Source organism: Micromonospora lupini (assembly GCF_026342015.1).
GTDB classification, from domain to species: Bacteria; Actinomycetota; Actinomycetes; order Mycobacteriales; family Micromonosporaceae; genus Micromonospora; species Micromonospora lupini_B.
On sequence record NZ_JAPENL010000002.1, the window covers coordinates 5001 to 29774 of the forward strand.

Annotated in this window: 28 protein-coding genes and 2 tRNA genes (1 of these 30 cut by a window edge); 6 read left to right on the plus strand and 24 right to left on the minus strand. The window is 71.5% G+C overall.

Going from position 1 to position 24774, the window contains the following annotated elements; genetic code table 11:
- Positions 1 to 83, plus strand: the final stretch of a protein-coding gene (locus OOJ91_RS14760) for a hypothetical protein (RefSeq protein ID WP_007464098.1). It extends 142 nt beyond the left edge of the window; the window shows 83 of its 225 coding nt (coding positions 143–225); its start codon lies off the left edge, out of view; its stop codon occupies positions 81 to 83.
- A 4-nt stretch (positions 84 to 87) separates the two neighbouring features.
- On the opposite strand, the gene OOJ91_RS14765 is transcribed toward OOJ91_RS14760, so the two are convergent.
- Positions 88 to 885: a carbon-nitrogen hydrolase family protein gene (locus OOJ91_RS14765; protein WP_266245450.1), complete on the minus strand. Its 798-nt coding sequence runs from the start codon at positions 883 to 885 to the stop codon at positions 88 to 90.
- A gap of 39 nt (positions 886 to 924) precedes the next feature.
- The gene (locus OOJ91_RS14770) at positions 925 to 1758 is read right to left on the minus strand and encodes a DMT family transporter (protein ID WP_266245451.1); all 834 of its coding nucleotides are present in this window, start codon (positions 1756 to 1758) and stop codon (positions 925 to 927) included.
- Positions 1759 to 1799: 41 nt separating this feature from the next.
- Between OOJ91_RS14770 and OOJ91_RS14775 the strand changes: the two genes are divergently transcribed.
- Positions 1800 to 2420: a helix-turn-helix domain-containing protein gene (locus tag OOJ91_RS14775; RefSeq protein ID WP_266245453.1), complete on the plus strand. Its 621-nt coding sequence runs from the start codon at positions 1800 to 1802 to the stop codon at positions 2418 to 2420.
- A 28-nt stretch (positions 2421 to 2448) separates the two neighbouring features.
- Here OOJ91_RS14775 and clpX read toward each other — a convergent pair whose 3' ends face one another.
- The 5 genes from clpX to OOJ91_RS14800 form a co-directional block, all read right to left on the minus strand.
- The gene (gene clpX / locus OOJ91_RS14780; protein WP_266245456.1) at positions 2449 to 3744 is read right to left on the minus strand and encodes an ATP-dependent Clp protease ATP-binding subunit ClpX; all 1296 of its coding nucleotides are present in this window, start codon (positions 3742 to 3744) and stop codon (positions 2449 to 2451) included.
- Between the two features lie 210 nt (positions 3745 to 3954).
- Positions 3955 to 4617 carry an ATP-dependent Clp protease proteolytic subunit gene (locus OOJ91_RS14785; RefSeq protein WP_007464109.1) on the minus strand — a complete coding sequence of 221 codons (663 nt, stop codon included), beginning with the start codon at positions 4615 to 4617 and terminating at the stop codon, positions 3955 to 3957.
- Positions 4618 to 4627: 10 nt separating this feature from the next.
- A complete protein-coding gene (locus tag OOJ91_RS14790) occupies positions 4628 to 5269 on the minus strand; it encodes an ATP-dependent Clp protease proteolytic subunit (RefSeq protein ID WP_007464111.1) in 642 nt (213 codons plus the stop codon).
- A gap of 195 nt (positions 5270 to 5464) precedes the next feature.
- Positions 5465 to 6811, minus strand: a complete 1347-nt coding sequence (gene tig / locus OOJ91_RS14795) for a trigger factor (RefSeq protein ID WP_266245469.1) — start codon at positions 6809 to 6811, stop codon at positions 5465 to 5467.
- A gap of 118 nt (positions 6812 to 6929) precedes the next feature.
- A tRNA-Pro gene (locus OOJ91_RS14800) sits at positions 6930 to 7003 on the minus strand.
- A 313-nt stretch (positions 7004 to 7316) separates the two neighbouring features.
- On the opposite strand from OOJ91_RS14800, the gene OOJ91_RS14805 reads away from it, so the two are divergent.
- A tRNA-Gly gene (locus OOJ91_RS14805) sits at positions 7317 to 7390 on the plus strand.
- Between the two features lie 499 nt (positions 7391 to 7889).
- Here OOJ91_RS14805 and OOJ91_RS14810 read toward each other — a convergent pair.
- The 3 genes from OOJ91_RS14810 to OOJ91_RS14820 form a co-directional block, all read right to left on the minus strand.
- Positions 7890 to 8546, minus strand: coding sequence for a hypothetical protein (locus OOJ91_RS14810; protein ID WP_266249680.1), 657 nt, complete (start codon positions 8544 to 8546; stop codon positions 7890 to 7892).
- Entirely contained in the window at positions 8485 to 9012 is a 528-nt protein-coding gene (locus OOJ91_RS14815; protein WP_266245472.1) for a hypothetical protein, read from the minus strand. The genes OOJ91_RS14810 and OOJ91_RS14815 overlap by 62 nt, the downstream gene beginning before the upstream one ends.
- Positions 9013 to 9485: 473 nt before the next feature.
- On the minus strand, positions 9486 to 10031 hold the full coding sequence (locus OOJ91_RS14820; protein ID WP_266245475.1) for a hypothetical protein: 546 nt from the start codon (positions 10029 to 10031) through the stop codon (positions 9486 to 9488).
- A gap of 139 nt (positions 10032 to 10170) precedes the next feature.
- Here OOJ91_RS14820 and OOJ91_RS14825 point away from each other — a divergent pair, with 139 nt between their 5' ends.
- Complete coding sequence (locus OOJ91_RS14825) at positions 10171 to 10509, plus strand: hypothetical protein (protein ID WP_266245477.1); 339 nt, start codon at positions 10171 to 10173, stop codon at positions 10507 to 10509.
- A gap of 15 nt (positions 10510 to 10524) precedes the next feature.
- Here the strand turns inward: OOJ91_RS14825 and OOJ91_RS14830 are convergent, their stop codons facing one another.
- The 4 genes from OOJ91_RS14830 to OOJ91_RS14845 all read right to left on the minus strand — a co-directional run bounded on the left by OOJ91_RS14830 (position 10525) and on the right by OOJ91_RS14845 (position 13819).
- Complete coding sequence (locus tag OOJ91_RS14830) at positions 10525 to 10992, minus strand: ribose-5-phosphate isomerase (RefSeq protein WP_266245480.1); 468 nt, start codon at positions 10990 to 10992, stop codon at positions 10525 to 10527.
- Between the two features lie 89 nt (positions 10993 to 11081).
- Positions 11082 to 12281 (minus strand): DUF1015 family protein, encoded by a 1200-nt coding sequence (locus OOJ91_RS14835; protein ID WP_266245482.1) that lies wholly within the window; start codon positions 12279 to 12281, stop codon positions 11082 to 11084.
- 89 nt (positions 12282 to 12370) lie between these two features.
- Positions 12371 to 13012 (minus strand): hypothetical protein, encoded by a 642-nt coding sequence (locus tag OOJ91_RS14840; RefSeq protein WP_266245485.1) that lies wholly within the window; start codon positions 13010 to 13012, stop codon positions 12371 to 12373.
- A gap of 180 nt (positions 13013 to 13192) precedes the next feature.
- Positions 13193 to 13819, minus strand: coding sequence for a mycothiol-dependent nitroreductase Rv2466c family protein (locus OOJ91_RS14845; protein WP_266245486.1), 627 nt, complete (start codon positions 13817 to 13819; stop codon positions 13193 to 13195).
- Between the two features lie 220 nt (positions 13820 to 14039).
- Between OOJ91_RS14845 and pepN the strand changes: the two genes are divergently transcribed.
- Both pepN and OOJ91_RS14855 read left to right on the plus strand, forming a co-directional pair.
- Positions 14040 to 16589, plus strand: coding sequence for an aminopeptidase N (pepN, locus tag OOJ91_RS14850; RefSeq protein WP_266245489.1), 2550 nt, complete (start codon positions 14040 to 14042; stop codon positions 16587 to 16589).
- Positions 16590 to 16662: 73 nt separating this feature from the next.
- Positions 16663 to 16842 carry a hypothetical protein gene (locus OOJ91_RS14855; RefSeq protein WP_266245492.1) on the plus strand — a complete coding sequence of 60 codons (180 nt, stop codon included), beginning with the start codon at positions 16663 to 16665 and terminating at the stop codon, positions 16840 to 16842.
- Between the two features lie 53 nt (positions 16843 to 16895).
- Here OOJ91_RS14855 and OOJ91_RS14860 read toward each other — a convergent pair whose 3' ends face one another.
- The 10 genes from OOJ91_RS14860 to OOJ91_RS14905 all read right to left on the minus strand — a co-directional run bounded on the left by OOJ91_RS14860 (position 16896) and on the right by OOJ91_RS14905 (position 24756).
- A complete protein-coding gene (locus OOJ91_RS14860) occupies positions 16896 to 17303 on the minus strand; it encodes a DUF5130 family protein (protein ID WP_266245495.1) in 408 nt (135 codons plus the stop codon).
- Positions 17290 to 17610 carry an aa3-type cytochrome oxidase subunit CtaJ gene (ctaJ, locus tag OOJ91_RS14865; protein ID WP_439117066.1) on the minus strand — a complete coding sequence of 107 codons (321 nt, stop codon included), beginning with the start codon at positions 17608 to 17610 and terminating at the stop codon, positions 17290 to 17292. The genes OOJ91_RS14860 and ctaJ overlap by 14 nt, the downstream gene beginning before the upstream one ends.
- A 48-nt stretch (positions 17611 to 17658) precedes the next feature.
- The gene (locus OOJ91_RS14870) at positions 17659 to 19122 is read right to left on the minus strand and encodes an amidase (RefSeq protein ID WP_266245497.1); all 1464 of its coding nucleotides are present in this window, start codon (positions 19120 to 19122) and stop codon (positions 17659 to 17661) included.
- Positions 19123 to 19257: 135 nt separating this feature from the next.
- Entirely contained in the window at positions 19258 to 20268 is a 1011-nt protein-coding gene (locus OOJ91_RS14875) for an amidohydrolase family protein (RefSeq protein WP_266245499.1), read from the minus strand.
- A complete protein-coding gene (locus tag OOJ91_RS14880) occupies positions 20268 to 20792 on the minus strand; it encodes a 3-hydroxyanthranilate 3,4-dioxygenase (RefSeq protein WP_266245501.1) in 525 nt (174 codons plus the stop codon). Before OOJ91_RS14880 ends, OOJ91_RS14875 begins: the two co-directional genes overlap by 1 nt.
- Positions 20789 to 21211 (minus strand): RidA family protein, encoded by a 423-nt coding sequence (locus OOJ91_RS14885; RefSeq protein ID WP_266245504.1) that lies wholly within the window; start codon positions 21209 to 21211, stop codon positions 20789 to 20791. Before OOJ91_RS14885 ends, OOJ91_RS14880 begins: the two co-directional genes overlap by 4 nt.
- The gene (locus OOJ91_RS14890; protein ID WP_266245505.1) at positions 21208 to 21981 is read right to left on the minus strand and encodes a 2-keto-4-pentenoate hydratase; all 774 of its coding nucleotides are present in this window, start codon (positions 21979 to 21981) and stop codon (positions 21208 to 21210) included. Before OOJ91_RS14890 ends, OOJ91_RS14885 begins: the two co-directional genes overlap by 4 nt.
- Positions 21978 to 23036: a 4-hydroxy-2-oxovalerate aldolase gene (gene dmpG / locus OOJ91_RS14895; RefSeq protein WP_266245508.1), complete on the minus strand. Its 1059-nt coding sequence runs from the start codon at positions 23034 to 23036 to the stop codon at positions 21978 to 21980. Before dmpG ends, OOJ91_RS14890 begins: the two co-directional genes overlap by 4 nt.
- Positions 23033 to 23962 (minus strand): acetaldehyde dehydrogenase (acetylating), encoded by a 930-nt coding sequence (locus tag OOJ91_RS14900; RefSeq protein WP_266245509.1) that lies wholly within the window; start codon positions 23960 to 23962, stop codon positions 23033 to 23035. The genes dmpG and OOJ91_RS14900 overlap by 4 nt, the downstream gene beginning before the upstream one ends.
- On the minus strand, positions 23959 to 24756 hold the full coding sequence (locus tag OOJ91_RS14905; protein ID WP_266245511.1) for a 2-keto-4-pentenoate hydratase: 798 nt from the start codon (positions 24754 to 24756) through the stop codon (positions 23959 to 23961). The genes OOJ91_RS14900 and OOJ91_RS14905 overlap by 4 nt, the downstream gene beginning before the upstream one ends.
- Between the last annotated feature and the right edge of the window lie 18 nt (positions 24757 to 24774).

Below are 24774 nucleotides of genomic sequence, written 5' to 3' on the forward strand. Positions count from 1 at the left end.
GATCCCGGATGACCACCGCTCTGCTGGTCACCGCCGTGGTCATCGCCGGCCTCGCGACGATAGGCGTCCTGTTGGAGGGCTGAGCGCTCAGAGCCGGCGGTTGGCCAGGCTGGGCAGCTCGGCCCGGATCGCGGCGAGCCGGTCGAGGTCCAGGTCGGCGACGGCCACCCCGGAGCCGTCCGGCAGTTGCGTGAGGACCGTCCCCCAGGGGTCGACAACCATGCTGCGTCCGAAGCACGTGCGGCCGGGCTCGTGGTCGCCCGTCTGACCGGCCGCCGCCACGAAGCACTGGTTCTCGATGGCCCGGGCCCGCAACAGGACCTCCCAGTGGTCCCGCCCGGTGTGCAGCATGAACGCCGCCGGAACCACCAGCAGGTGGGCGTCGCCCTCGGTGGCGAGCCGCCGGTACAGCTCCGGGAAGCGCAGGTCGTAACAGATCGACAGCCCGACCCGGAGACCCTCCACGTCCACGACGACGGGTTGGACGCCGGGCGCGACGGTCGCCGACTCCCGGTAGGAGACCCGGCCGGGGATCTCCACGTCGTACAGATGGATCTTGCGGTAGCTCGCGGCCAGGCTGCCGGCGCGGTCGAAGACCAGCGACGTGTTCCAGGTGTGCTCCCGGTCCGGGCCGGCCTCGTGGAACGACCCGGCCACCACCCACATGCCCAGCCGTCGGGCGACGCCGGCGAAGAAGCCGCCCACCTCCCCGTCGACCGGCTCCGGCTCGGGCAGACCGGCCGCGGGGCCGAGATAGTCGACGTACTCCGGAAGGATGGCGAGGTCCGCGCCGCCGTCGGCGGCGCGTTCCAGCAGCACCTCGGCGGCGGCCAGGTTGGCCTTGCGGTCATCCCGGGCGTTGAGCTGGCAGACGGCGACGCGCATGGGCCCAGAGTACGGCCGGGACGGCCGGCGCGGACAGCGTCAGATGCTTGCCAGCACCAGCGCCCCCACGGCGAACCCGAGGCCGGCGATCTGGACCGGCCGCAGTCGTTCCCGGTCGACGGCGAGCGCGAGCAGCACCGTGCTGGCGGGGTAGAGCGCGGCGACCGCCGCCACGATGCTGAGGTGACCCCGCGCGGCGGCGGCCATGAACAGCGCGTTGGCGGCGCTGTCGAGCAGGCCGGCGACGGCCGCCCAACCCAGCACCCGCCGGTCGAGCCGGAGCCGCACCCCGGTGCCGGCGGCGAGGATGAGGCCGAAGGCGATCGAGCTGGCTCGGACCGCCGCCACCGGCCACATGCCGGCGCTCTCGCCGGCCTGGCCGAGCAGCGTGAAGAAGACGCCGAAGAGCGCGCCGGCCGCGAGGGCCAGGCCCACCAGCCGCCCGGAAGCGCCAGAACCGCCGCCCCCTTCGCCCAGGCTGACCAGGGCGATCGCCACCACTGCCAGGCCGGCGCCGGTGAGCGCCAGCCCGCCGGGGAAGCTCGACGTGAACAGGCCGGCGACGATCGGCACCACCGCGGCGGTGATCGCGGTGACCGGTGCCACCACTGCCATCATTCCGCCGGCGAGGGCCCGGTAGAGCAGCATGACGCCGCCGGCGCCGGCCACCCCGGCGAGCAGCCCCCAGGCGATGTCGGCGACTGTCGGCGTCCCGGGCACCACAAGCACCAGAGCGACCAGCAGGGGGACGCTCAGCAGTTGGGAGACCACTGTCACCGCGATCGGGTCCGCCCGGCGGGACGCCTTGCCTCCGGAGAAGTCGGCGGTGCCGAACGCGATCGCGGAAACCGCTGCCAGGAGGATGGGTAGCATGCCACTGTCGTACCACAATAGTGACCGCAAGGGATAGTTTGATGACCGACACAGGTGGCCGGGTGGGCGCGGTGACCGCCGCCGTGGCCCGGCAGGTACGGGAACTGCGCGCCGCCCGGGGCTGGTCCTTCGAGGAGATGGCCGGCCGCTCCGGGGTGAGCAAGGCGATGCTCGTGCAGATCGAGAGCGCGCGCACCAACCCCAGCGTCGGCACGCTGTGCCGGGTCGCCGACGCGTTCGGCGTCAACATCGCCCGTCTCCTGGAGCCGGACGAGGAGCGGACGGTGCGGATCAGCTCCACGGCCGAGGCACCAGTGCTCTGGCAGGGCGAACACGGCGGCACCGGCCACCTGCTGAGCGGGCTGGGCGAGCCCGACCTGGTCGAGCTGTGGGACTGGCGGATGGAGCCCGGGGAAGGGCACCGCTCCGCCGACCATCCCCGCGGGACCCGCGAGGTGCTGCACGTCCTCACCGGCGCGGTGATCGTCACCGTCGACGGGCAGGACCACGCCATCCGGGCCGGCGACACGATCGAGTTCCACGCCGACCGGGAGCACGGCTACCGCAACGACGCGGCGGAACCGACCCGGCTGATGATGGTCACTGTCACCCCGTCGGGCGAGTGGGACCGCCGCACACGGTCACGCCGGCCGCGTCAGTAGTGAACGGCCGGCGTGACGCGGGGAAGAATCAGGCCGACTTCTCCTCGCGGTCCCGCCGGGCCCGACGCCCGGTGAACTCGCGCGGAACGATTGTCGGGTTGACGTTCTCCAGGACGACCTCACGGGTGATCAGCACCCGGGCGGCGTCGGGGTTGCTCGGCACCTCGTACATCGCGGAGAGCAGGACCTCCTCGATGATGGCCCGCAGGCCACGGGCCCCGGTGCCGCGCAGCATGGCCTGATCGGCGATCGCCTCAAGCGCCGGCTGGTCGAACTCCAGCTCGACGCCGTCCAGCTCGAAGAGACGCTGGTATTGGCGGACCAGGGCGTTGCGTGGCTCGGTGAGGATGCGCACGAGGGCGCTCCGGTCCAGGCTGCGCACATTGGTGATCACCGGCAGTCGGCCGACGAACTCGGGGATGAGCCCGAACTTGAGCATGTCTTCCGGCATGACCTGGCTGAAGATGTCATCGGTCGACCGGTCGGAGACCGACCGGAGTCGGGCGCCGAAGCCGGTGCCGCCCTGACCGGTGCGGGACTCGATGATCTGATCGAGACCGGCGAAGGCGCCACCACAAATGAACAGCACGTTTGTCGTGTCGATCTGGATGAACTCCTGGTGCGGGTGTTTGCGCCCGCCCTGCGGCGGCACGTTGGCCACCGTGCCTTCGAGCATCTTGAGCAGAGCCTGCTGCACGCCCTCGCCGGAGACGTCCCGCGTGATCGACGGGTTCTCGGACTTACGGGCGATCTTGTCGACCTCGTCGATGTAGATGATGCCGGTCTCGGCGCGCTTGATGTCGTAGTCGGCGGCCTGGATCAGCTTGAGGAGGATGTTCTCCACGTCCTCGCCGACGTAGCCCGCCTCGGTGAGCGCGGTGGCGTCGGCGATGGCGAACGGCACGTTCAACATCCGCGCGAGGGTCTGCGCGAGGTGGGTCTTGCCGCAGCCCGTCGGGCCGAGCAGCAGGATGTTGGACTTGGCCAGCTCGACGGCGTCACTGCCGGAGCCCGGCGCGTTGGCCGCCTCTGCCTGGATCCGCTTGTAGTGGTTGTAGACCGCGACGGCGAGCGCCTTCTTGGCCTGGTCCTGCCCCACGACGTAGTTGTCGAGGAACTGGCAGATCTCCATCGGCTTGGGAAGCTCTTCCCACTTCACCTCGCCGGACTCGGCCAGCTCCTCTTCGATGATCTCGTTGCAGAGATCGATGCACTCGTCGCAGATGTAGACCCCTGGGCCCGCGATGAGTTTCTTGACCTGCTTCTGCGACTTGCCGCAGAAGGAGCATTTCAGTAGGTCGCCGCCGTCACCGATCCGTGCCACCTACGTTCTCCCTGCACTCATCGGCCGGAGACCCGGCCCTGACCTGCGGGCGCTGCGCGCCGCCCGGCTTGTTTCACCCCGCCGGCTCAACCGGCGAAGCGGTACGGACCCGACGTTACCCGCTGGCGGGGCATTCTCCGACCCCCAAAACGGGTGTGTCAGAGGTCGGCCGGGAACGGGCGCCCCGGCCAACCTCTGACCCGGTATTGCTCAGCTGGCGGAGTGGGTCGCCAGCAGACCCTTCTTGCGGCTGGTCAGGATCGTGTCGACCAACCCGTACTCCTTGGACTCCTCGGCCGTCATGATCTTGTCACGGTCGATGTCCTTGCGAACCTGCTCGATCGGGCGGTTGCAGTGGCGGGAGAGCATGTCCTCCAGCTGCGTCCGCATCCGCAGGATCTCCCGGGCCTGGATCTCGATGTCCGAGCCCTGCCCGTAGCCGCCCTCGGTGGCCGGCTGGTGGATGATGATCCGCGAGTTCGGAAGAGCCATCCGCTTACCAGCGGTGCCCGCCGACAGCAGCACCGCCGCCGCGCTGGCGGCCTGCCCGAGGCAGACCGTCTGGATGTCCGGACGGACGTACTGCATGGTGTCGTAGATCGCCGTCATCGCGGTGAACGAGCCACCCGGCGAGTTGATGTACATGATGATGTCGCGGTCCGGGTCGGTGCCCTCAAGCGTCAGCAGCTGGGCCATCACGTCGTTGGCCGACGCGTCGTCCACCTGGACACCGAGGAAGATGATCCGGTCCTCGAAGAGCTTGTTGTACGGGTTCGACTCCTTGACCCCGTACGACGTGCGCTCGACGAACGACGGCAGCACGTAGCGGTTGTGCACGGCCGCGAACTGGGGCGGCAAGCTCAGATCGGTCATCGTCAGCTCCTCAGCTCAGGGTCCCGGCGCCATCCGGAACCTGAGCGGCCCCGATGATCACCTTGTCGATGAAGCCGTAGTCCATGGCCTCCTGGGCGGTGAACCAACGGTCCCGGTCCGAGTCCGCCTCGATCTGCGACTGGCTCTGGCCGGTGTGGTGCGCGACGCGCTCCTGGAACATCCGCTTCGTGTAGAGCATCTGCTCCGCCTGGATGGCGATGTCGGACGCCGTGCCACCCAGACCACCGGACGGCTGGTGCATCATGATCCGAGCGTGCGGCAGGGCGTAACGCTTGCCCTTGGTGCCCGCGCAGAGCAGCAGCTGCCCCATCGAGGCAGCCATGCCCATCGCCACTGTCGACACGTCGTTGTCGATGAACTGCATGGTGTCGTAGATCGCCATGCCCGAGTAGACCGAGCCACCCGGCGAGTTGATCCACAGGTTGATGTCGCGGTCCGGGTCCTCCGCGGCGAGCAGCAGCAGCTGCGCGCAGATGCGGTTGGCGACCTGGTCGGTCACCTCACTGCCCAGGAAGATGATGCGTTCCTTGAGCAACCGGTTGTAGACCGAGTCGTCGAGGTTGCCAATGGAGTCGCCACCGCGCGCGTCAATCGCCCGGAGCGACTTCTTGGGGATGTGCATGTCGGTCATGGCAGCCCTTCGCTCTCCGTACCGTCTTTCCCGACACTAACCGCTGTGCGGGGCGGCAGAGTCCCGGTCGGGGCACTGTTCGCTCTCAGCGCAGTTGCGTCGGGCGCACCCGCGGCGCGGGCTTCCGGGCGTACCCGGGAAAGAGTGTGGCCGCCGCCCACCGCGCAGCGGCGGACGGCGGCCGCACCCGACGAATCAGTGCTCGTGGTTGTGCTCTGCCTCGTTGGCGGCGCGCAGCGCGTCAAGGGTGACCTCGTTGCCGGCCGAGTCCTTGATCGAGATGCGCTCCATGACGGCAGCGAGGGCCTTGCCCCGCCGCACGTCGCCGAAGACCGCGGCCGCCGCGCCGGAGCGCACCAGCTGGTCGTAGTACTGCTGCGGGGCCATCCCGGCGCGCTGCGCCCGGTGCACGATCTCGTGACCGAACTCGTCGTCGGAGACCTGCACGTCCTCCGCGTCGGCGAGCGTGTCCAGCAGGAGCTGCACCTTGACGCCCTCGGTCGCCGCCTCGGTCAGCTCGGCGTCGATCTGCTCCTCGGTCTTCTCCTCGGCGGCCAGGTACTCCTCGAGGGAGGCGCCGATCCGCTCCAGCTGGTCGACCATCGCCTGCTTGCGGCTCTCGACCTCCTCGCGGACGACACCCTCCGGCGCCGGCACCTCGGCGGCCTCGACCAGCTGGGCGAGGGCCTTGTCCCGGGCGGCGTAGATCTGCTCGACCTGCTTGCCCTGGGTGACCCGCCCCCGCAGGTCGCCGCGCAGCTCCTCGATCGTGTCGAACTCGCTTGCCATCTGGGCGAACTCGTCGTTCAGCTCCGGCAGCTCCTTCTCCTTGACCGTGCGCACGGTCACCGCCACGTCGGCGTCCCGGCCGGCGAAGTCGCCGCCGACCAGCTGGGTGGTGAAGGTGGTGTCGTCGCCTGCGGCGAGACCGACCACGGCCTCGTCCAGGCCCGGCAGGAGCTGCTTGCTGCCCACCTCGTGGGAGATGTTGCTCGCCTGGCCGCCCGGCACGTCCTCGCCGTCGACTGTGGCGTTCAGGTCGATCTGCACGTAGTCGCCCTCGGCGGCGGCCCGCTCGACAGTCTTGAGGGTGGCGAACCGCTCCCGCAGGTTCTTCACCTGCTCGTCGATCTCGCTCTCGTCGATCTGCAGCTCGTCGACTGTCACCTCGATGGTGCTCGCGTCGGGCAGGGTGATCTCCGGGCGGACGTCGACCTCGGCGGTGAAGTTCAGCGAGTCACCGTCGTTGAACTCGGTGATCTCGACCTCGGGGCGCCCCAGCGTCTTCAGGTCGTGCTCGCGCACCGCGGCGAGGATGTTCTCCGGGATGGCGTCCTGGACCGCCTCGTTGAGGACGGTGCCCCGGCCCACCCGCTGGTCGATCACCGCGGTCGGCACCTTGCCCCGGCGGAAGCCCGGGACCTGGACCTGCGAACCGATCTCCCGGTACGCCTTCTTGAGGCTCGGCTCGAGCTCGACGAACGGCACCTCGATGGCGAGCCGCACGCGCGTCGGGCTCAGAGTCTCGACGGTGCTCTTCACAGGCGTACTCCTTGACGGATCTGGGTTGTGATTCTGGGCCTTCGATTGGCCCATCGAGTGTAGGCGAGCCGGCGCGGCCGGCTGCTAGCGCCCGGGGCGACCCGGACGCTGACGACAGTCGGGGTGGCGGGATTTGAACCCACGGCCCCTCGCTCCCAAAGCGAGTGCGCTACCAAGCTGCGCCACACCCCGTGGCGACGTGCAGTCTATGCCGTCGCCGCGCCCCAGGCAGTGTCGGGGCGTCCCCCACCCGGACAGATCACCCGGAAATACCGAAAGAGGCACTCGCGGCTCGCTCCCTCGCTCCCTCGCTCCAAGATCCGCGCAACGTCGGGGATGTAGGGGTATCGGCGAGCCGGGACGCCACTGTTTCCCCGACGTTGTGCGGATCTTGGGCGGTGGGACGCGACGCCACCGCCCCGGGCCGTCGCCAGGCGGTGGCGCGGTTACACGTCGGGAACCGGCATTGGGTACGCTGTAGGGCGTCCCGCTCGGCGGGGTGCACGCGGGCGTAGCTCAATGGTAGAGCTTCAGTCTTCCAAACTGACTACGCGAGTTCGATTCTCGTCGCCCGCTCCACCGACGAAGGCCCAGGCAGACCGCGTCGCGGCACCTGGGCCTTCCTCATCTTCGATCCACGTGCCGCCCGCGTTTCGAGCCGGCAGGTCATGCCCACTGCCGGCTCGGGAAGCCGATGTCGTCGAAGAGTGAGTGGTGCTCGGCGAACGCCGCGACGGCGCGTCGGGCGGCGGCGACGGTCTCGTCCACGGTCGTGAGCACCGGTACCGGTCCCCTGGCGGGCAGCCGATAGCTCGCGCGTCGCAGTTCACCCGCGATTCAGCGAGCAGCCGCCAGGGCAGCTCCGCCGGCGACGTTGCCGCGACGGGCCGTAGCGCCGTGGTGGCGTCGCGGACGACCGCCGGTGCGGGGATCGGTAGCCGGTGACCGCCGCCCGGTGGTGCGCCCGTGCGTCGGTGTCGACGCGCCGCACGGCCGCCCTGGCGATGGGCCCGCACCAGCGACGCGCTGTCGTCGCCCGCTGCAGATGTAGCCCCCAGGCAGGACGAAGACCCGTCGGTCAGCTCGTTGGCACGAGAAGGTAGGCCCGCCGCGCGGCGTCGCCACCCTCGTCACAGGCGATGGGACAGGCGAAGCCGACGATGACGCCGTCGTCGTTGACGTCCTCGGCGGAGCGGAGCGTCACCGTCGGGGGGAGGTTCCTGACCCTCTTGTTCAGGTCGATCATCCGGCCGCCCTGCCAGAGGAACGCCCGCTCGTTGTAGAACTGGTCGCTGCTGGTCCGGGCGAGGCCCACCACCTGGCCGGCCTCGTTCACAGCGCGCGCCTCGGAGTAGTTGCCGCCGAGGGATCCGAGATCGCGGATCGTGCCGTTGCGCCAGAGCGTCGCGTGCATCTCGCCGCTGGTGTTCTGCGAGACACCGACGACGTGGCCCCGGTCGTTGATGTCCCGGGCGTACGTGGACTCCGTGACGCCGCCCAGGGTGCCGAGATCCGTCAACGCGCCACCCTTCCAGACGAAGGCGTGCAGGCCGCCGCTCGGCACAGCGGCACCGCCCACGACGTGCCCGGAGCCGTTCACCCCGTAGGCGATGCTGTCCGTGCCCCACGGCCCTGCCTGGCCACCGAGCGTGCCCAGGTCGATGACCCTGCCGTCACGCCAGACGACCGCCCGGGTCGGCGCCCCCTGCCTCTCGAACCGGCTGCCGACCACCACGCCGTCCTCGTTGATGTCGTACGCCGCGCTTCCGCTGCCCGCGCCGTAGCCGGTGCCGAGGTCGGTCATGCCGCCGCCGGAGTACCGGAAGGCGTGTGGGGGGGTCCGTCGCGTTGACATGGGTCGCCCCCACGACGACACCCTGCTCGTTGATGGCCTCGGCGGAACTCGCGCTGTACGTGTTGACGTAGAGCGCGCCCAGGTCGCTCATCGCCCCGTCGGACCAGGCGAACGCGTGGAAGTTGTAGATTCCGTCGATCGTGGAGTGGCCCACCACGGTGCGGGCGTTGTTGAGGGCGGATCCGTCGCTGCTGGGCGGCTCCCCGGTGCTCGGCACACCGAGTGTGCCGAGGTCGATGAAGGTGTACGTGGGCAGCGCGGCGGCTGCCGTCGCGGCGGCCGGCACGGTGGCCAGACCGGTCGTCAACACGATCAGGAAGCCCAGACTTCTCCGCAGTCGACTCATCGACCAGTCCCCTCGTTGGTGGCGTCTGTGGCAATGATGTCGGCCAACGGGGTCCAGGGGCTTACGTCACCCTTACCGATCAGATTCCTTGACAGGCATCGATACGTTGTCAACCACTGCGCCGGGGCGGCCCGCGACCCGAGGTACCGCACCTCGTGGCCGTCGCAGACCGGCCCGGTCGCCGACGTGCTGTACTCCGCTTCCGGCAACTCCGCCCCGCGACCACGCCGCCGCCGAGGAGCCTGCCGCCCGGGTCGTCTCGCCCCGGGCCGACGCCGCGGGGCATGCCAGCGACCGCTGACCACCGCGGGTCGGGCAGACCCGAACGGCGGACGCGGCGGCCGGCCACGGATGATCCGTGGCCGGCCGGGTAAGCAGCGGCCTTGCCTGGTGGGGAGACGACCGGTGTCGCGGTGTCCCGCGACGGACGCACGGGCGGGCGGCGCTGGCCGGCCCGCCCGTGCGCGCCCCGGTCAGTTCGAGGTGACCCAGTTCCAGGCCGAGACGACCCACTCGGTCTGCTGCAGCCAGGCGACGCCGAGACCGACGAGGAAGACTGCGGTGGCCAGGTGCGCGCCCCACGCGCTGCGCCGGACCCGCCCGAGCTGCCGCTCCAGCACCAGCCGGCCGATCACCCGGGCCAGCGCGAACAGGCCGACCGCCACCAACAGGCTCAACACGAGCACCAGCAGCGGGCCGGACAGGTTGCCCCCGCCGGAGAGCGCCCAGATCCCCCAGCAGACGAACGCGAACAGGCCACCGGCCGCGCTCCACTCGCCGCCGCGACGCAGCTGGGCCAGCCGCCAACTCAACGGCCGCCGCGGCGCCGGCTCGTCCGGCCAGCCGGTGCCGGTCGGCTCCTGCTGCACCACCGGGAACGGTTCGGTCCGCGGGGTGCGCGGCTGACCCACCGGCGCGACACCCCGGCGGAAGCCGTCCCGCTGCGGCGGCACCCCGACGCCTGCCTGCGGTGGGACCTCCACGGTTCGCTCCGCCCACGGCTGCGTCTGGTCTGCCATCTCGTCCTCCCCCTGACCGGCGGCGACACCACCGCCCGAATCCGAGGGTAGCCAGCCGGCAAATCGGTCGCCGACCGCCGTCCGGCGCGAACCCGGCACGACGTGCCGAAATCCACACCTGGCGAGGTACGGTCGGCTGATGGGTGATCCGGAGCGACGCAGGCGACGACTACGCCACCAGCCCGACTCCGACCAGGCGGCGACCGCCGACGGTTCGACGGTCAGCACGGCCGGCGTACACGACGGCGTGGAGCCGCCGCCACGACGTCGGGGGCCCGGCGGCGACGACCGCGACGGCGAGCGGGGGTTGCGGGGGCTTGTCGGCTCCGGCTCGTCCCAGGTGGGGCTGACCGCCGCGCTGCGGGCCCGGGACGCCGCCCGGCCCACCGACGACGATCTCGCCGAGGCGGAGGCCCGGGTGGTGGTCGTCCGCCGCAACTGGGTGCCCCGCGAGGATCTGCCCCGCTCGCCGCGCTGAGGGCGGCAGCCCGGGTCAGGGCAGGTCGGGCAGCTCCCCGGTCTGCTCGTACGTGGCGACCTGGATGATCCGGCGGGCGTGCCGCTCGTTGCCGGAGAACGGCGTGTTCAGGAACGCCTCGACGATGCCGGTGGCCTCGTCCAGGGTGTGCTGACGGGCGCCCACCGCGACGACGTTCGCGTCGTTGTGCTGGCGGGCGAGCTGAGCCGTCTCGACGCTCCAGGCCAGCGCGGCGCGGACGCCGGCGACCTTGTTCGCGGCGATCTGCTCGCCGTTGCCGGACCCGCCGATGACCACCCCCAGGGAGGTCTCGTCGGCTACCACCCGGTCACCCGTGTGCAGGCAGAACGTCGGGTAGTCGTCGTCCGGGTCGTAGCTGTGCGGGCCGACGTCGACCACGTCGTACCCCTGCTTGGCCAGGTGGTTGGCCAGGTGCACCTTCAACTCGAAACCGGCGTGATCGGATCCCAGGTAGACGCGCATACCGGGCAGTCTGTCAGGCCGCGCTCTCCGACGCCGCAGGGGCGGCGTCGGAGAGCCGGGTTCGTCACACGGTCGTGCGGGGAGGTCACTCAGCGCGGCAGCTCGGCGACCACCAGGCCGCCGCGCGCCTTCGGGGTGAACCAGGTGCTCTTGCGGGGCATCTTCTCCCGGGCCAGGTTCACCGCGACGAAGTCGGCCACGGTCACCGGCGCGATGAGGACTGCCAGCTCGGCCCGCCCGGCGTCGACCTCACCGGTGAGCCAGCTCGCCGGGTAGTCGCCGCCCACGTAGGTGATCCGCTTGTCGCCCGGGTCCAGTCCCAGGGCGTCGCGCAGCAGCAGCCGCTCGACCAGGGCGTGGTCCAGGTTCTCCAGGCGGGCGTCGGCGGTGGCGGGCAGGCGCACCGCGTACCCCTCGCCGGCCAGCCGCAGGTGGACGGTGCCGCCGGCCGCCGGGACCTCGACCGGCCCGTCGATCGGCTCGACCTCGGCCCCCGCCGCGCGCAACCGGTCGAGCAGTTCGCCAGGCGTGGTGGTCAGCTCGCTGACCAGCCGGTTGTACGGCTGGATGGCCACCGACGCGGGCGTGGTCACCACGGCCAGGAAGCGCGACAACCCGCCGGTCTGGGCGGCCAGGCTGCGGTGGTTGCCGTCGGCGACGACCAGCTCGCCGCCACCGGCGAGACCTGTCAACGCATCCTGCTCCGGACCGGGGCCGACCAGCCAGATGGCGTGGGTGCGCCCCGCCTGGTCGGTGTCGGTCGCGGCGGGCGCCCCGGCCGCGTCGGTCGCCGCCGCGAGCGCGGCGTGCAGCTCGTCGCCGCTCCCGGTCTGCAGCAGGAGTACGGGTGAGAGCAGGTGACCCAGCGCCTCGGCCAGCGCGACGCGCTCGCGCACCTTTGCGATGAAGACGTCCTCGTTGCGGATGACCAGGCCCGGCTCGTCGGCGCGGGTGGAGATCTGGTCGGTGTCCACCATCGCGAACAGCCCGTACGCCGTCTCCTCGCCCGGGGCGCTGATCCGGTACAGCACGACCACCTGCTCGGCGGGGGTGTAGCTGCCGTCGGCCTTGGCCTCGGCGAGGCGCGCCACCGAGTCCGGCAACGCGTCGAGGAAGGACGTGCCCAGGCTGCCGGGCGCCCGATGCGGCATCTCGATGCCGAGGGCGCTGTGCGGGTTCGCCTCGATGATCGCGGTGATCTCCGCGTCGTCGGCGAACTCGTCGTAGTTCTGCGCGCCGGTGCCGCCAGTGGTGATCCAGGCCCGGGCGATCGGATGCACGACAGTCATGCCCACTGACGCTACCGGCGGCGACGGCGCGGGCGACGGGGACCCGCGCGGCGTCCACCAGATGAAAGTGTCGGGCCGCGGCGTGGTGGTCAGCCGGCGCGACCGGACGCGCCGTTGTGCCGCCGGTGCCGGCCGGCGACGACCGGTCCGGAGTTGCCGCGCCGGCCGTTCACTGCGGGTCCGGTGACGGCGTTGCGCCGGGGCGCGGCGGGCGGTCCCGGCACGGGACGCGGTTCCGGCGGTGGCGCCGGAACGGGTCGCGGGTTCAGCGGCGGCGTCGGCACGGGACGCGGGGCGGCGGGCGCCGGCGGGGGCGGGGCTGGCTCGGCCGGCGCGGCCGCCGACACCGCGACGGGTTCCACGGACGGCGGTACGACCGGGTCCTCTGCCGTCGACACGGCCGGCGCCATCGGCACGACAGGCGTCGGTACGACAGACATCGGCACGACAGGCATCGGTACGACAGGCATCGGTACGACGGGCGTCGTCGCCGACACGGCAGGTGTCGTCGTCACCGGTGTGACAGGTGTGGGCGTCAGGCGCGAGGTGACCGGCACCCGGGCCACGCCGACCACGATGGGCGGGGCGAGCAGGTCCACCACGTGGGCGGGAAGGTCCGGGCGGACCGTCGGCCAGCGGGAGTCGTCGACCGACCAGTACGCCGCGCCGGGAGTCTCGATCACCCCCTGTCGGGTCGACTGATCGTCACCGGACGCACGGTGCTTGGCCATCGGGATTGCCTCCACGAGCTGCGGGTGCGGCCCAGCGGGTCGCTGCGGCGGACACCGAGGGAAACGACGCCCCCCGCCCAGCGGTGACGCAGTGACCGCGAGGCGTACCCGCCGCCGACGAGACGCGCCCCCGCCCGGTCCACGAGACGGTGGCCGGACGGGGGCGCGTGCGCTAGTTGCTCAGTCGAAGATCGGGCCCAGGTCGCGGGTGCGCTTGAGCTCGTAGAAGCCCGGCGTGCCGGCGACCAGCAGCACGCCGTCCCAGAGCCGGCCCGCGGCCTCGCCCTTCGGTCGCGGCGTGATCACCGGGCCGAAGAAGGCGACAGGCGTGCCGTCCGGGCCGGGCGCGTGGATGACCGGGGTGCCCACGTCCTGGCCCACCGGCCGCATACCTGCCTCGTGGCTGGCCCGCAGCGCCTCGTCGTACTCGGTGCTCTCGGCGGCGTCGGCAAGCGCCGGGTCCAGCCCGGCCTCGGTCAGCGCGGCGACGTAGAGCTCCTGACCCCGCTCCTCCTTGCCGAGGTGGATGCGGGTGCCGAGGGCCGTGTAGAGCTTGCGGAGCACGTCGTTGCCGTAGCGCTGCTCGGCGGCGATGCAGATCCGTACCGGACCCCAGGCGGTGCTCAGGAACGTCTTGTAATCCTCGGGCAACTCGTCCCGGCCCTCGTTGAGCACGGCCAGGCTCATCACGTGGAAGCGGATGTCCACGTCACGGACCTGCTCGACCTCGAGCAGCCAGCGGGACGTGATCCACGCCCACGGGCAGGCCGGGTCGAACCACATGTCGGCGGTGACACGATCGGTCACGGTGAGGTCCCTTCGCGACGGGTGACGCCGGACGTCCGACGTCTCCTCCGATCCTCACCCCGCGGCCCATCGACCGGCACCTGAATGAGAGCGTGACCTCGGCCACCGCTTGCTGCCCGTCCGTGGAAGACTCGGATCGGGCCGGACGTCACGAGCGGTCGGCAGACGGGCGCCGCCGGGCGTACGGCGAGACGTGGGATGGAGACGAACAGTGCCGGGAGTGCGTAACCTGACGCAGGTCGAGGCGACCGAGCGGGCCCGCCTGCTCGAGGTGACCGGGTACGACATCAGTCTGGACCTGTCGACCGCCGTGCTGGCGGCCGACAACCGCACCTTCCGGTCGACGACCGAGGTCCGGTTCCGCTGCGGCGAATCGGGAGCGAGCACGTTCATCGAGGTGGCCGCCGAGTCGGTGCGGTCCGCGACGCTTAACGGCGCCGCGGTGGACCTGTCCGACTGGTCTGCCGAGAAGGGCCTCACCCTGTCCGGGCTGGGCACTGACAACACCCTGGTCGTCGACGCGGACTTCGCCTACTCCAACAGCGGGCAGGGCCTGCACCGCACTGTCGACCCGGTGGACGGCGAGACGTACCTCTACAGCCAGTTCGAGACGGCCGACGCGCAACGGGTGTTCGCCTGCTTCGACCAGCCCGACCTGAAGAGCGTCTACACCTGGCACGCGACTGTGCCGGGGCACTGGCGGGTCGTGTCCAACATGCCCGTGCAGCGCGAGGAGCCGGCCGACGAGGGGCTCAAGACCCTGCACTTCACCGAGTCGCCCCGGATGAGCACGTACATCACCGCGCTGTGCGCCGGCCCGTACCACGAGGTGCGCGACAGCCACGACGGCATCGACCTGGGCGTGTTCTGCCGGGCGTCCATGTCGCAGTACCTGGACTCCGACGACCTGTTCCTCATCACCAAGCAGGGCTTCGACTTCTTCCACGAGAAGTTCGGGGTCCGCTACCCGCTGCCCAAGTACGACCAGCTGTGGGTGCCCGACTTCAACGCCGGCGCGATGGAGAACTTCGGCTGCGTCACGCACGCCGAGTCGCACTACCTGTTCCGCTCGCAGGTCACCGACTTCGAGTACGAGCAGCGGGCCAACACGATCCTGCACGAGCTGGCCCACATGTGGTTCGGCGACCTGGTCACCATGCGCTGGTGGAACGACCTGTGGCTCAACGAGTCGTTCGCCGAGTGGGCCAGCCACTGGTGCAACACCAACGCCACCCGGTTCACCGAGGCGTGGACGACGTTCCTGTCCATCCGCAAGAACTGGGGCTACCGCCAGGACCAGCTCTCCTCCACGCACCCTGTCTACACCGAGATGCCGGACATGGAGGCCGTCGAGGTCAACTTCGACGGCATCACGTACGCCAAGGGCGCGAGCGTGCTCAAGCAGCTCGTCGCGTACGTGGGCGAGGAGCCGTTCGTGGCCGGGCTGCGGGCGTACTTCGGCAAGCACGCCTGGGGCAACGCCACCTTCGACGACCTGCTCACCGAGCTGGAGACGGCCTCGGGCCGGGAGCTGCGCAAGTTCGCGGCGCAGTGGCTGGAGACCGCGCAGGTCAACACGCTGCGGCCGGAGGTGACGATCGGCGCCGACGGCACGTACGAGCAGGTGGTCGTCCGGCAGGAGGCGCCGACGGCGTACCCGACGCTGCGCACCCACCGCATCGGCGTGGGCCTGTACGACCTGACCGACGGGCGGCTGGTCCGCCGCGAGCGGTACGAGGTGGACGTGACAGGCGAGCGGACCGACCTCGCCGACCTGCGCGGTGTCCGGGCGGCCGATGTGCTGCTGCTCAACGACGACGACCTGAGCTACACCAAGCTGCGCCTCGACGACCGGTCGATGGCCACTGTGGTGCAGCACATCGGCGGCTTCGACTCGTCGCTGGCCCGTGCCCTGTGCTGGACGGCCGCGTGGGACATGACCCGCGACGCCGAGCTGGCGACCCGCGACTACGTGGCGCTGGTGCTGGCCGGGCTGTCCGCGGAGACCGACATCAACCTGGTGACCGCCACCCTGCGCCAGGCCACCACCGCGCTCACCCTCTACGCCGACCCGGCCTGGGCGCCCACCGGCTGGGCGGGGGTGGCCCGCACGGCGAAGGACGCGCTCGCCGCCGCCGAACCGGGCAGCGGTTTCCAGCTGGCCTGGGCCCGGGCGTACACCTCGGCCGCCCGGTCCGAGGAGGACCTGGCCACGCTGCGCGGCTGGCTGGACGGCACCGGCGCTCCGGCCGGGCTGACCGTGGACACCGAGCTGCGCTGGACGGTGCTCGGGGCGTTGGTGGCCAACGGCGCGGCCGGCGCCGCCGAGATCGAGGCGGAACTGGCCGGCGACCGCACCGCCAGCGGCGAGCGGGAGGCCGCGTACGCCCACGCGCTGGTGCCGACCGCGGAGAACAAGGCTGCCGTGTGGGCGCTGCTGACCGGCCCGGACGCGCTGCCGAACTGGCGGCACCGGGCCCTGTTGCAGGGCCTCGCCCACCCGGCGCAGGTGGAGCTGGTCACCCCGTACCGGGAGAAGTACTTCGCGGCGATCGGCCAGGTGTGGGCCACGCGGGACAGCGAGCCGGCGCAGGAGTTCGCCCAGTTGGCGTACCCGACCTACCTGGTGGAGGACGACACGGTGGCGGCCACCGACGCGTGGCTGGCAGGCGACGGCAACCCTGGCCCGCTGCGCCGACTGGTCGCCGAGGGCCGCGACGGTGTGCTGCGGGCGCTCAAGGCCCGCGCGAAGGACGCCGAGCAGAGCTGACCAGCGAGTACGCGGCCCGGGCCGGCGTGGGTGCGAGCCCACGCCGGCCCGGGCCATTATGTTGCGGAAGGAGGTGAAGGGCATCCCGCACTACTGGCGGGTGGAACGGGGCGACTTCGGCCCGATCATCTACCGCTATCGGCTCGGCGAGGGCGACCATTACGAGCTGTTGGGCACCATCGGTCCAGACGACGCGGTGACCGTGGACGAGCCATGGACGATGAGGTTGGACCCGAGCGCCTGGCCCCGCTGACACGTGAAAGCCCGGCCCGCTGAAGAGCGGGCCGGGCTTCGTCGTACGAGGGGTCAGCCCTTGCCGGCGTGGCTGGCCAACTGGTCGAGGCCGTTGATGATGCCGCCGGCCAGGTCGCCGCCGCTGAACGCGCCGACCATGGAGAGCGCCGCCAGCTTGGCGTACGTGTCGGGGATCCGCTTGCGGGCGTGCCGCCCGGTGACGATCTCCAACTGGCGCTGGTTGGGCGACACGGCGATCAGCACCGACTTGTCGGGCTCGGCGAGCTGGCGGTGCAGCCGCTGGGCGTGCTCACGGATCGGCTCGTCGAGGCCGCCGACGAACACCGAGAAGACCAGGCCGGTGCCCTGGTCGGCCAGGCGCAGGGCCTCGTCGATGCGCAGCAGTTGGCGGGTCGAGAACGGCCCGTCCAGCACCTCGGGCGGATTGTCCGTCCCGGTCTGCTTCTCACCAACGGTCACTTGCGCCTCCGGTTCCACCGGCCGGCGCCTCGACGCTGGCCTGCTCTAGCTTGTGGCTGGTCAGCGCGGGTGCCTGCGCTCCCGCGGCCAGCGCGGTGCCGGCCGAGTCGGCCAGCTGCTCCGGGCGGCCAAGGAACCAGACCGGAGTGAAGTCGAAGGGCCGGCCCGGCCGGTAGCGCTTGGCGCCACCACCGCCACCGGCGCTACCACCACGGCTACCCGCGTACGCCAGGCCGGCGATCACCAGCACCGCGGCCACCGGGATGCCGACGAAGACCAGCAACGTCTCGGTAACAGACAATCCCAACGCCCCCAGGCGGAAGAAGGACCTCGAACAATCGGGTCGGATGGACGATCATGATGGCGACCGGCCAGCTCCGTCACCATTCACGTTAGCGGAGTCGACGGCCCGCCAGATTGCGGGGTGCCGATCCCATCCGTCACTGGCGTGCTCCAGTTGCGCAGCGGTCGCGATGAGCCGCGCGTCGTCGCCGTACCGGCCGGTGAGGAGCACCCCGACGGGCAGCCCGTCGGTCGTCGCGCCCACTGGCAGGGACACGGAGGGATCGCCTGTGACGTTGAAGATGGCGCAGTAGGGCGAGAAGCGGCGTTGCCTGTCGAAATCGGCCGCCGGGTCGCCGTCTGCGGTGAACCAGCCGACTGGTGCCTGCGGTGTGGCCAGGGTAGGGCAGAGCAGCAGGTCGCAGCCGGCGGTGCGGGCGGCGCCGAGGCGGACCTGTGCCTGCAGCTCGCCGAGGGTGGCGGCCAGCGCGCCCGCGGAGACCGTCGCGCCCCGGGCCCGGAGCAGTTGTGTCAACGGAAGCAGCTCCGCCTCGCGGTGCGGGGGCACGGGGGCCAGCGCCAACACGTACCAGATGATCTCGAACAGCGGCCACGCCTGGGGCCCGAGCGGCGGCGGCACCTCGACCACCTCGTGGCCGACGGCGGTGAGCAGGGCGGCGGCTCGGTCGACGGCAGCCACGCAGTCGGGGTGCACCGGCTCGTCGGCGAGCATCGGCGTGGTGAACCGGCCGATCCGCAGCCGGCCGGGCTCGGCCCGGCGGGCGGCGGCCAGGTATCCCCCGGGCGGCGCGGGCGGCGGCAGGTAGGGCTCGCCGGGCACCGGCACGGCCATGACGTCGAGGAGCGCGGCGACGTCGGCGACGGTCCGCCCGAGCGGGCCGCTGGTGGGCAGCCCGAACGCGCCGGAGCCGAGCGGCCCGCCGGAGACCAGGCCGCGACTGGGCTTGTAGCCGATCAGACCGCAGAGCGACGCCGGGATGCGCAGGGAGCCGCCGCCGTCGGACCCCTGGGCGATCGGCACCAGCCCGGCCGCGACCGCCGCCGCCGCGCCGCCGCTGGACCCACCGGCGGTGTACGCGAGCTGCCACGGATTACGGGCCGGCGGCGCGACGCGGCCCTCGGAGTAGAGCGAGCAGCCCAGCTCGGAGGTGGTCGTCTTGCCGAGATTGACGAGGCCGGCGGCCTTGATGAACCGGACCACGTCGGCGTCGACAGGCGGGACGAAGTCGGCGAACGCCGCGGAGCCGAAGGTGGTGCGCACCCCGGCGGTGAGGGTGAGGTCCTTGATCGCGGTCGGCACCCCGTGCAGAGGGCCGCGCTCCTCGACGGGCGCGGCGTCGGCGGCGCGCGCGGCCTGCCGGGCGAGGTCCGGTGTGACGGTGACGAACGCGCCCACGGTGTCGCCGAGGGCCGCCACCCGGCCCAGGCAGTGCTCGACCAGGTCGACGCTTGTCAGCTCGCCGCGGGCGATCGCGGCGGCCTGCTCCAACGCGGTCAGGTCGTGCGGCTCGGCCATCTCCTCATCCTGCCCGCTGCGGTCGGCCGTCGGCCTCCGACACGACGGCCCGACCCGCCACGCTCCACCCGCCCACTCCGCAGATCGTGGACAGTTCCCGTTCGCGGATGACGGAAGTGTCCACGATCTGCTCCGTCAGGGGCGGGACCGGCCGAGGAAGCGCAGGGCGTTCGTGGACAGGAGCTTGTCGCGTTGGTCGGCGGTGAGGAAGTCGGCGGCCCGGACCACCGCGCCGGCCGGGCGTTCGCCCAGCGGGTACGGGTAGTCGCTGCCGACAAGCACCCGGTCCTCCCCCATCGTGTCGACGAGCAGCCGCAGCGCGGGCGGCGCGAAGACCACCGAGTCGACGCTGAAGCGGTCGACGTAGCTGCTGGGCGGGGCCACGGACGCGCCCCGGACCAGGTCGCCGCGACGGTGCCAGGCGTTGTCGGCGCGGCCGAGCCAGAAGGGGAAGCTGCCGCCGCCGTGCGCGAAGCAGATCCGCAGCGTGTCCGGCACCCGGTCGAAGACGCCGCCCAGGATCATCGCCAGCACCGACAGGTGTGTCTCGGCAGGCATTCCGGCGAGCCAGCGAGCCATCCAGCGGTCCAGCCGGGGACCACCCGGCATGTCCCAGGGGTGGACGAACACCGGCGCGCCCACCTCGGCGCAGTGTTGCAGGAAGGTGACCACGCCCGCGTCGTCCAGGTCCCGGTCGCCGACGTGGTTGCCGATCTCCACGCCGACGTGCCCGGCGGCCAGGCTGCGATCCAGCTCGGCGCAGGCGGCGTCCGGGTCCTGCAGCGGCACCTGGCAGAACGGCACCAGCCGGTCACCGCCGGCCGCGGTGACCTTCAGGGTCAGGTCGTTGAAGATCCGGGCGACCTTCACCGCCTGGTCGGCCGGGCGGTCGTAGCTGAAGAAGACAGGCGTCGGCGAGACCACCTGCACGTCGATGCCGTCGGCGTCCATGTCGGCCAGTCGCGTCGCGGCGTCCCAGCACTCGGCGCCGACCGGGCGGAACTCGGTCTCCCCCACCATGATCATGGCGGCGCGCTCGGAGTCGACACGCAACCACGGCCAACCGGACCCGCCGCACGTCGCGCCGAGGTCCGGCCATCCCTTCGGTACGACGTGCGTGTGCACATCGACAGCACCAGTGGGCATCAGCCCTTGCCCGGGTGCAGCGTGCCGCAGTTCGCGCAGGTACGCGACGCCTCGTCGGCGTAGAACGCCTGAAACACCGGCGGCAGGTCGGCCGCGATGTCGCGGACCTGCAACTCCACCTCGTGCACCTGGTTTCCGCACTCCGGGCAGTACCACCTGAAGGTTTCCAGCGTGCCCTCCTCGCGGACCCGCTCGACGACCACACCGATCGAACCGGCCTCCGGCCGCTGCGGCGAGTGCGGGGTGTTGCGCGGCAGCATCCACATCTGACCCTCGCGCACGTGCACCGTACGCGGCCCCTCGGGAGTCATCAGGTTGATGTGCATGTTGCCCTTGACCTGGTAGAAGAACTCCTCGTACGGGTCCACGTGGAAGTCGGTGCGCTGGTTGGGACCGCCCACCACCATGACGATGAAGTCGTCCCCGCCGGGGTACATCTCCTTGTTGCCCACCGGCGGCTTCAACAGGTGCTGGTTGTCAGCGATCCAGCCCGGAAAGCTGAACGGCTCGGCGATCTCACTCACGACTGACCTCCCGAGGGAAGAAGTGCCACGGCCTGAATCTCGATGAGCAGGTGCGGGTGCGGCAACTGGTGCACCGCCACGGTGGTGCGGGTCGGCCCGGACGCGTCGAAGAACTCCGCCCACACCTCGTTGTAACCACCGAAGTCGTTCATGTTGACCAGGTACGTGCTCACCTGGACGAGGTCGGCGAGGTCCGCGCCGACCGACCGCAGCAGATCGCCGATGTTCTCGATGACGGCCCGGGTCTGCGCCCGGATGTCGAGGTTCGTCGTCCCGAACTCGTCCACCTCGACGCCGGCGAAGCTGTTGTCCGCGCGCCGCGACGACGTACCGGACACGAAGACGAACCCACCCGCCACCTTGACGTGCGGAAACGCCCCGCGCGGGACGGCCTTCCCCGCCACCACCCGTGCGGTCACGACGACGCCCGCAGGGACGCCGTGCCGAGCTTCTCGACGACGGCACGGACATGGGCGCCGGGACGCAGCGGTACAGCGGCGGTGGCCGCGCCGGCGAGGAAGACCCAGCCGGACTCCAGCCGCACACCGTGCCGGCCGGCCAGCCGGATGCCCTCGTCGAGCGCCCGGCGCGGATCACCCAGGATCGCCGCCGTCGAGCCGACCTGGGCCACCCGCCCGTCGACCTCCAACAGCACACCCAGGTTGTCCAGCCCGTCCGGCAGCGGCGACCACGGCCCGATCACGAAGGCGGCGGCCGAGGTGTTGTCGGCGATCACGTCGGGCAGCGAGAAGCGGAAGTCCGCGTACCGGGAGTCGATCAGCTCGATGGCCGGCGCGACAGCGCGGACGGCCGTGGCGAAGTCGCCGACCGGCTCGCCCGGCTCGGGCAGCCGGTCCAGCAGGAACGCGACCTCCGGCTCGACCCGGGGATGGATGTACGCGGCCGGGTCCACGGCACCGCCGTCGGGCACCCGCATCGCGTCGGTGAGCCGCCCCCAGATCACCTCGTCCACACCGACCTGGGCCATCTTGGCCCTGCTGGTCAGCCCCATCTTCAGCCCGACCAGCCGCTCGCCACGTTCCAGCCGGCGCCGCACCAACGCGGCCTGCACGCCGTACGCGGTGTCCACGTCCAGACCGGCCTCGGCGGCGAGCTGCGGGATCGCGCGGGCCGTGTCGGCCGCCGCGCCCAACGTCTCGGCGATACCGGCGATGTCCGGTCCGATCATGCTGCGCCATCCTTGCTTGCCAGGTCGAGTGCCACGTCCACGATCATGTCCTCCTGGCCGCCGACCATCCGACGTCGGCCCAGCTCGACAAGGATCGAGCGGACGTCCACGCCGTACTTGGTGGAGGCCCGTTCGGCGTGCCGCAGGAAGCTGGAGTAGACCCCCGCGTACCCCAGGGAGAGCGTCTCCCGGTCCACCTGGACCGGCCGGTCCTGCAACGGGCGGACGATGTCGTCGGCCGCGTCCATCAGCGCGAACACGTCGCAGCCGTGCTTCCACCCGTGCAGCTCGGCGACCGCCACGAAGACCTCCAACGGCGCGTTGCCGGCGCCCGCACCCATGCCGGCGAGGGAGGCGTCGACGCGGACGGTCCGGCCGGACGGCGAGCCGAGCGGTCCGGCGCCGAGGATGCGGCCGTGCTCGACGGCGAGCACGCTGTTGGCCACCCCGAGGGACAGGTTGTGGTGCGCGTGGATGCCGATCTGCGTCTCCGGCGCGAGGACCTGCCGGTACGCGTCGACCCGCTGGGCCACGTCGGACATCAGCAGCCGGCCGCCGGAGTCGGTGACGTAGACGCAGTGCGCCCCGTACGACTCCATGAGCTTGGCCTGCCCGGCGAGCCCGGCCGGATCGTTCATGTGCGACATCATCAGGAACCCGGCCACGTCCATGCCGTTCTCCCGAGCCCAGGAGATGTGCTGGGCGGAGATGTCCGCCTCCGTGCAGTGGGTGGCGATGCGGACGCTCGTCACCCCGAGCGCCTTCGCGGCCCTGAGGTCGGCGATGGTGCCGATGCCGGGCAGCAGCAGGGTGGTCAGCTTCGCCGTGGTCAGCACCTCGGCGGCCGCGGAGATCCACTCGGCGTCGCTGGCGGCGCCGTGGCCGTAGTTGACGCTGGAACCGGCGAGCCCGTCACCGTGCGCCACCTCGATGGCGGCCACCCCGGCGGCGTCCAGCGCGGCGGCGATGGTGCGCACCTGCTCGACTGTGTACCGGTGGGCGATGGCGTGCATGCCGTCGCGCAGCGTCACGTCCTGGATGTACAGGTCGGTCATGCCACCGCTCCCGTTGAGCGCAGGGCGACCAGCCGCTCCGCGGTGCGCAGCGCGGCGGAGGTCATGATGTCCAGGTTCCCGGCGTACGCCGGCAGGTAGTGCCCCGCACCGGAGACCTCCAGGTAGACCGACACCTGCAACGCGGTGAGCTGCCGCCCGAGCGTCGGCACGTACGCCCGCACCCTGTCGAACTGCACGTCCTGCTTGAGCCGGTAGCCGGGGACGTACTCCTGGACCGTCGCCACCATCTCGGCCACCGAGGCGGCGACGGCGGCGGTGTCGGCGTCGGCGTCCGGGCAGAGGCAGTAGACGGTGTCGCGCATCAGCAGCGGCGGGTCCGCCGGGTTCAACACGATGATCGCCTTGCCCCGCTCGGCCCCGCCCACCACCTCGATGGCCCGAGCCGTGGTCTCGGTGAACTCGTCGATGTTGGCCCGGGTGCCCGGCCCGGCGGACTTCGACGCGATCGACGCGACGATCTCCCCGTACGCCACAGGGGTTACCCGGCGGACGGCGGCGACGATCGGAACTGTCGCCTGCCCGCCGCAGGTCACCATGTTGACGTTGCGTTCGTGCAGGTGCTCGTCGAGGTTGACAGGCGGCACCACGTACGGGCCGAGCGCGGCCGGGGTCAGGTCGACAACCGTGCGGCCGTGCGCGCGCAGCACCTCGTCGTGACGGCGGTGCGCCCCCGCAGAGGTGGCGTCGAAGACCAGCTCGACGTCGGCGAACTCGGGCATCGCCACGAGCCCGTCAACGCCGTCGGCGGTGGTGGCCACGCCGAGCCGGCGAGCGCGCGCCAGTCCGTCGGAGGCCGGGTCGATGCCGGCCATCGCCACCATCCGCAGGCTGTCGCTCAGCCGCAACACCTTGATCATCAGGTCGGTGCCGATGTTGCCGGAACCGAGCACCGCCACGCCTGTCACTTGTCGCCTCCACTGCTGAAACACGTGCGCACCGAGCCGAGGCCGGAGATCCGCGCCTCGTACGCGGCGCCCGGGGTGACAGGCACCATCGGGCCGAGCGCCCCGGAGAGCACCACGTCCCCGGCCCGCAGCGGGTCACCGGCGCGGGCGAGAGTGCTCGCCAGCCACGCCAGGGCGTGCAGCGGGTTGCCCAGGCAGGCAGCGCCGGCACCCACCGAGACCGGCTCACCGGCGTGCTCCAGCACCATTCCGCACAGCCGCAGGTCGACGTCGGCGAGGCGGCGCGGCGTGGTGCCGAGCACGAAGAGCCCGCTTGAGGCGTTGTCGGCGACGGTGTCCACGATGGAGATGTCCCAGCCGGCGATCCGTGAGTCGACGATCTCGATGGCCGGCAGCACGTGGTCGACAGCGCGGATCAGGTCGACTGTGGTGATCTGCGGATCGGCGAGATCCTTGTCGAGCACGAACGCGATCTCCGCCTCGACCCGCGGCTGGAGCAGCCTGTCGATCGGCACCTCGACCCCGTCGCCGACAGCCATCGCGTCGGTGAGCATCCCGAAGTCCGGCTGGAACACCCCGAAGGTCTCCTGCACCGCACGGGAGGTCAACCCGATCTTCGCACCGACCCGGCGTTCGCCGCGGCCCTGCCAGGCCCGCGCCTGGAGCTGCTGCACGCGGTACGCGGACTCGACGTCGCCCTCCGGCAGCAGCCGCCCACGCAGCGGCGGACACGGCTTGCCGGTGCTGCGGGCGTCGGCCAACTCCCGGTTGGCGGCCTCGATGTCGGCTTCCATGCCCGCTCCCTCGCTACG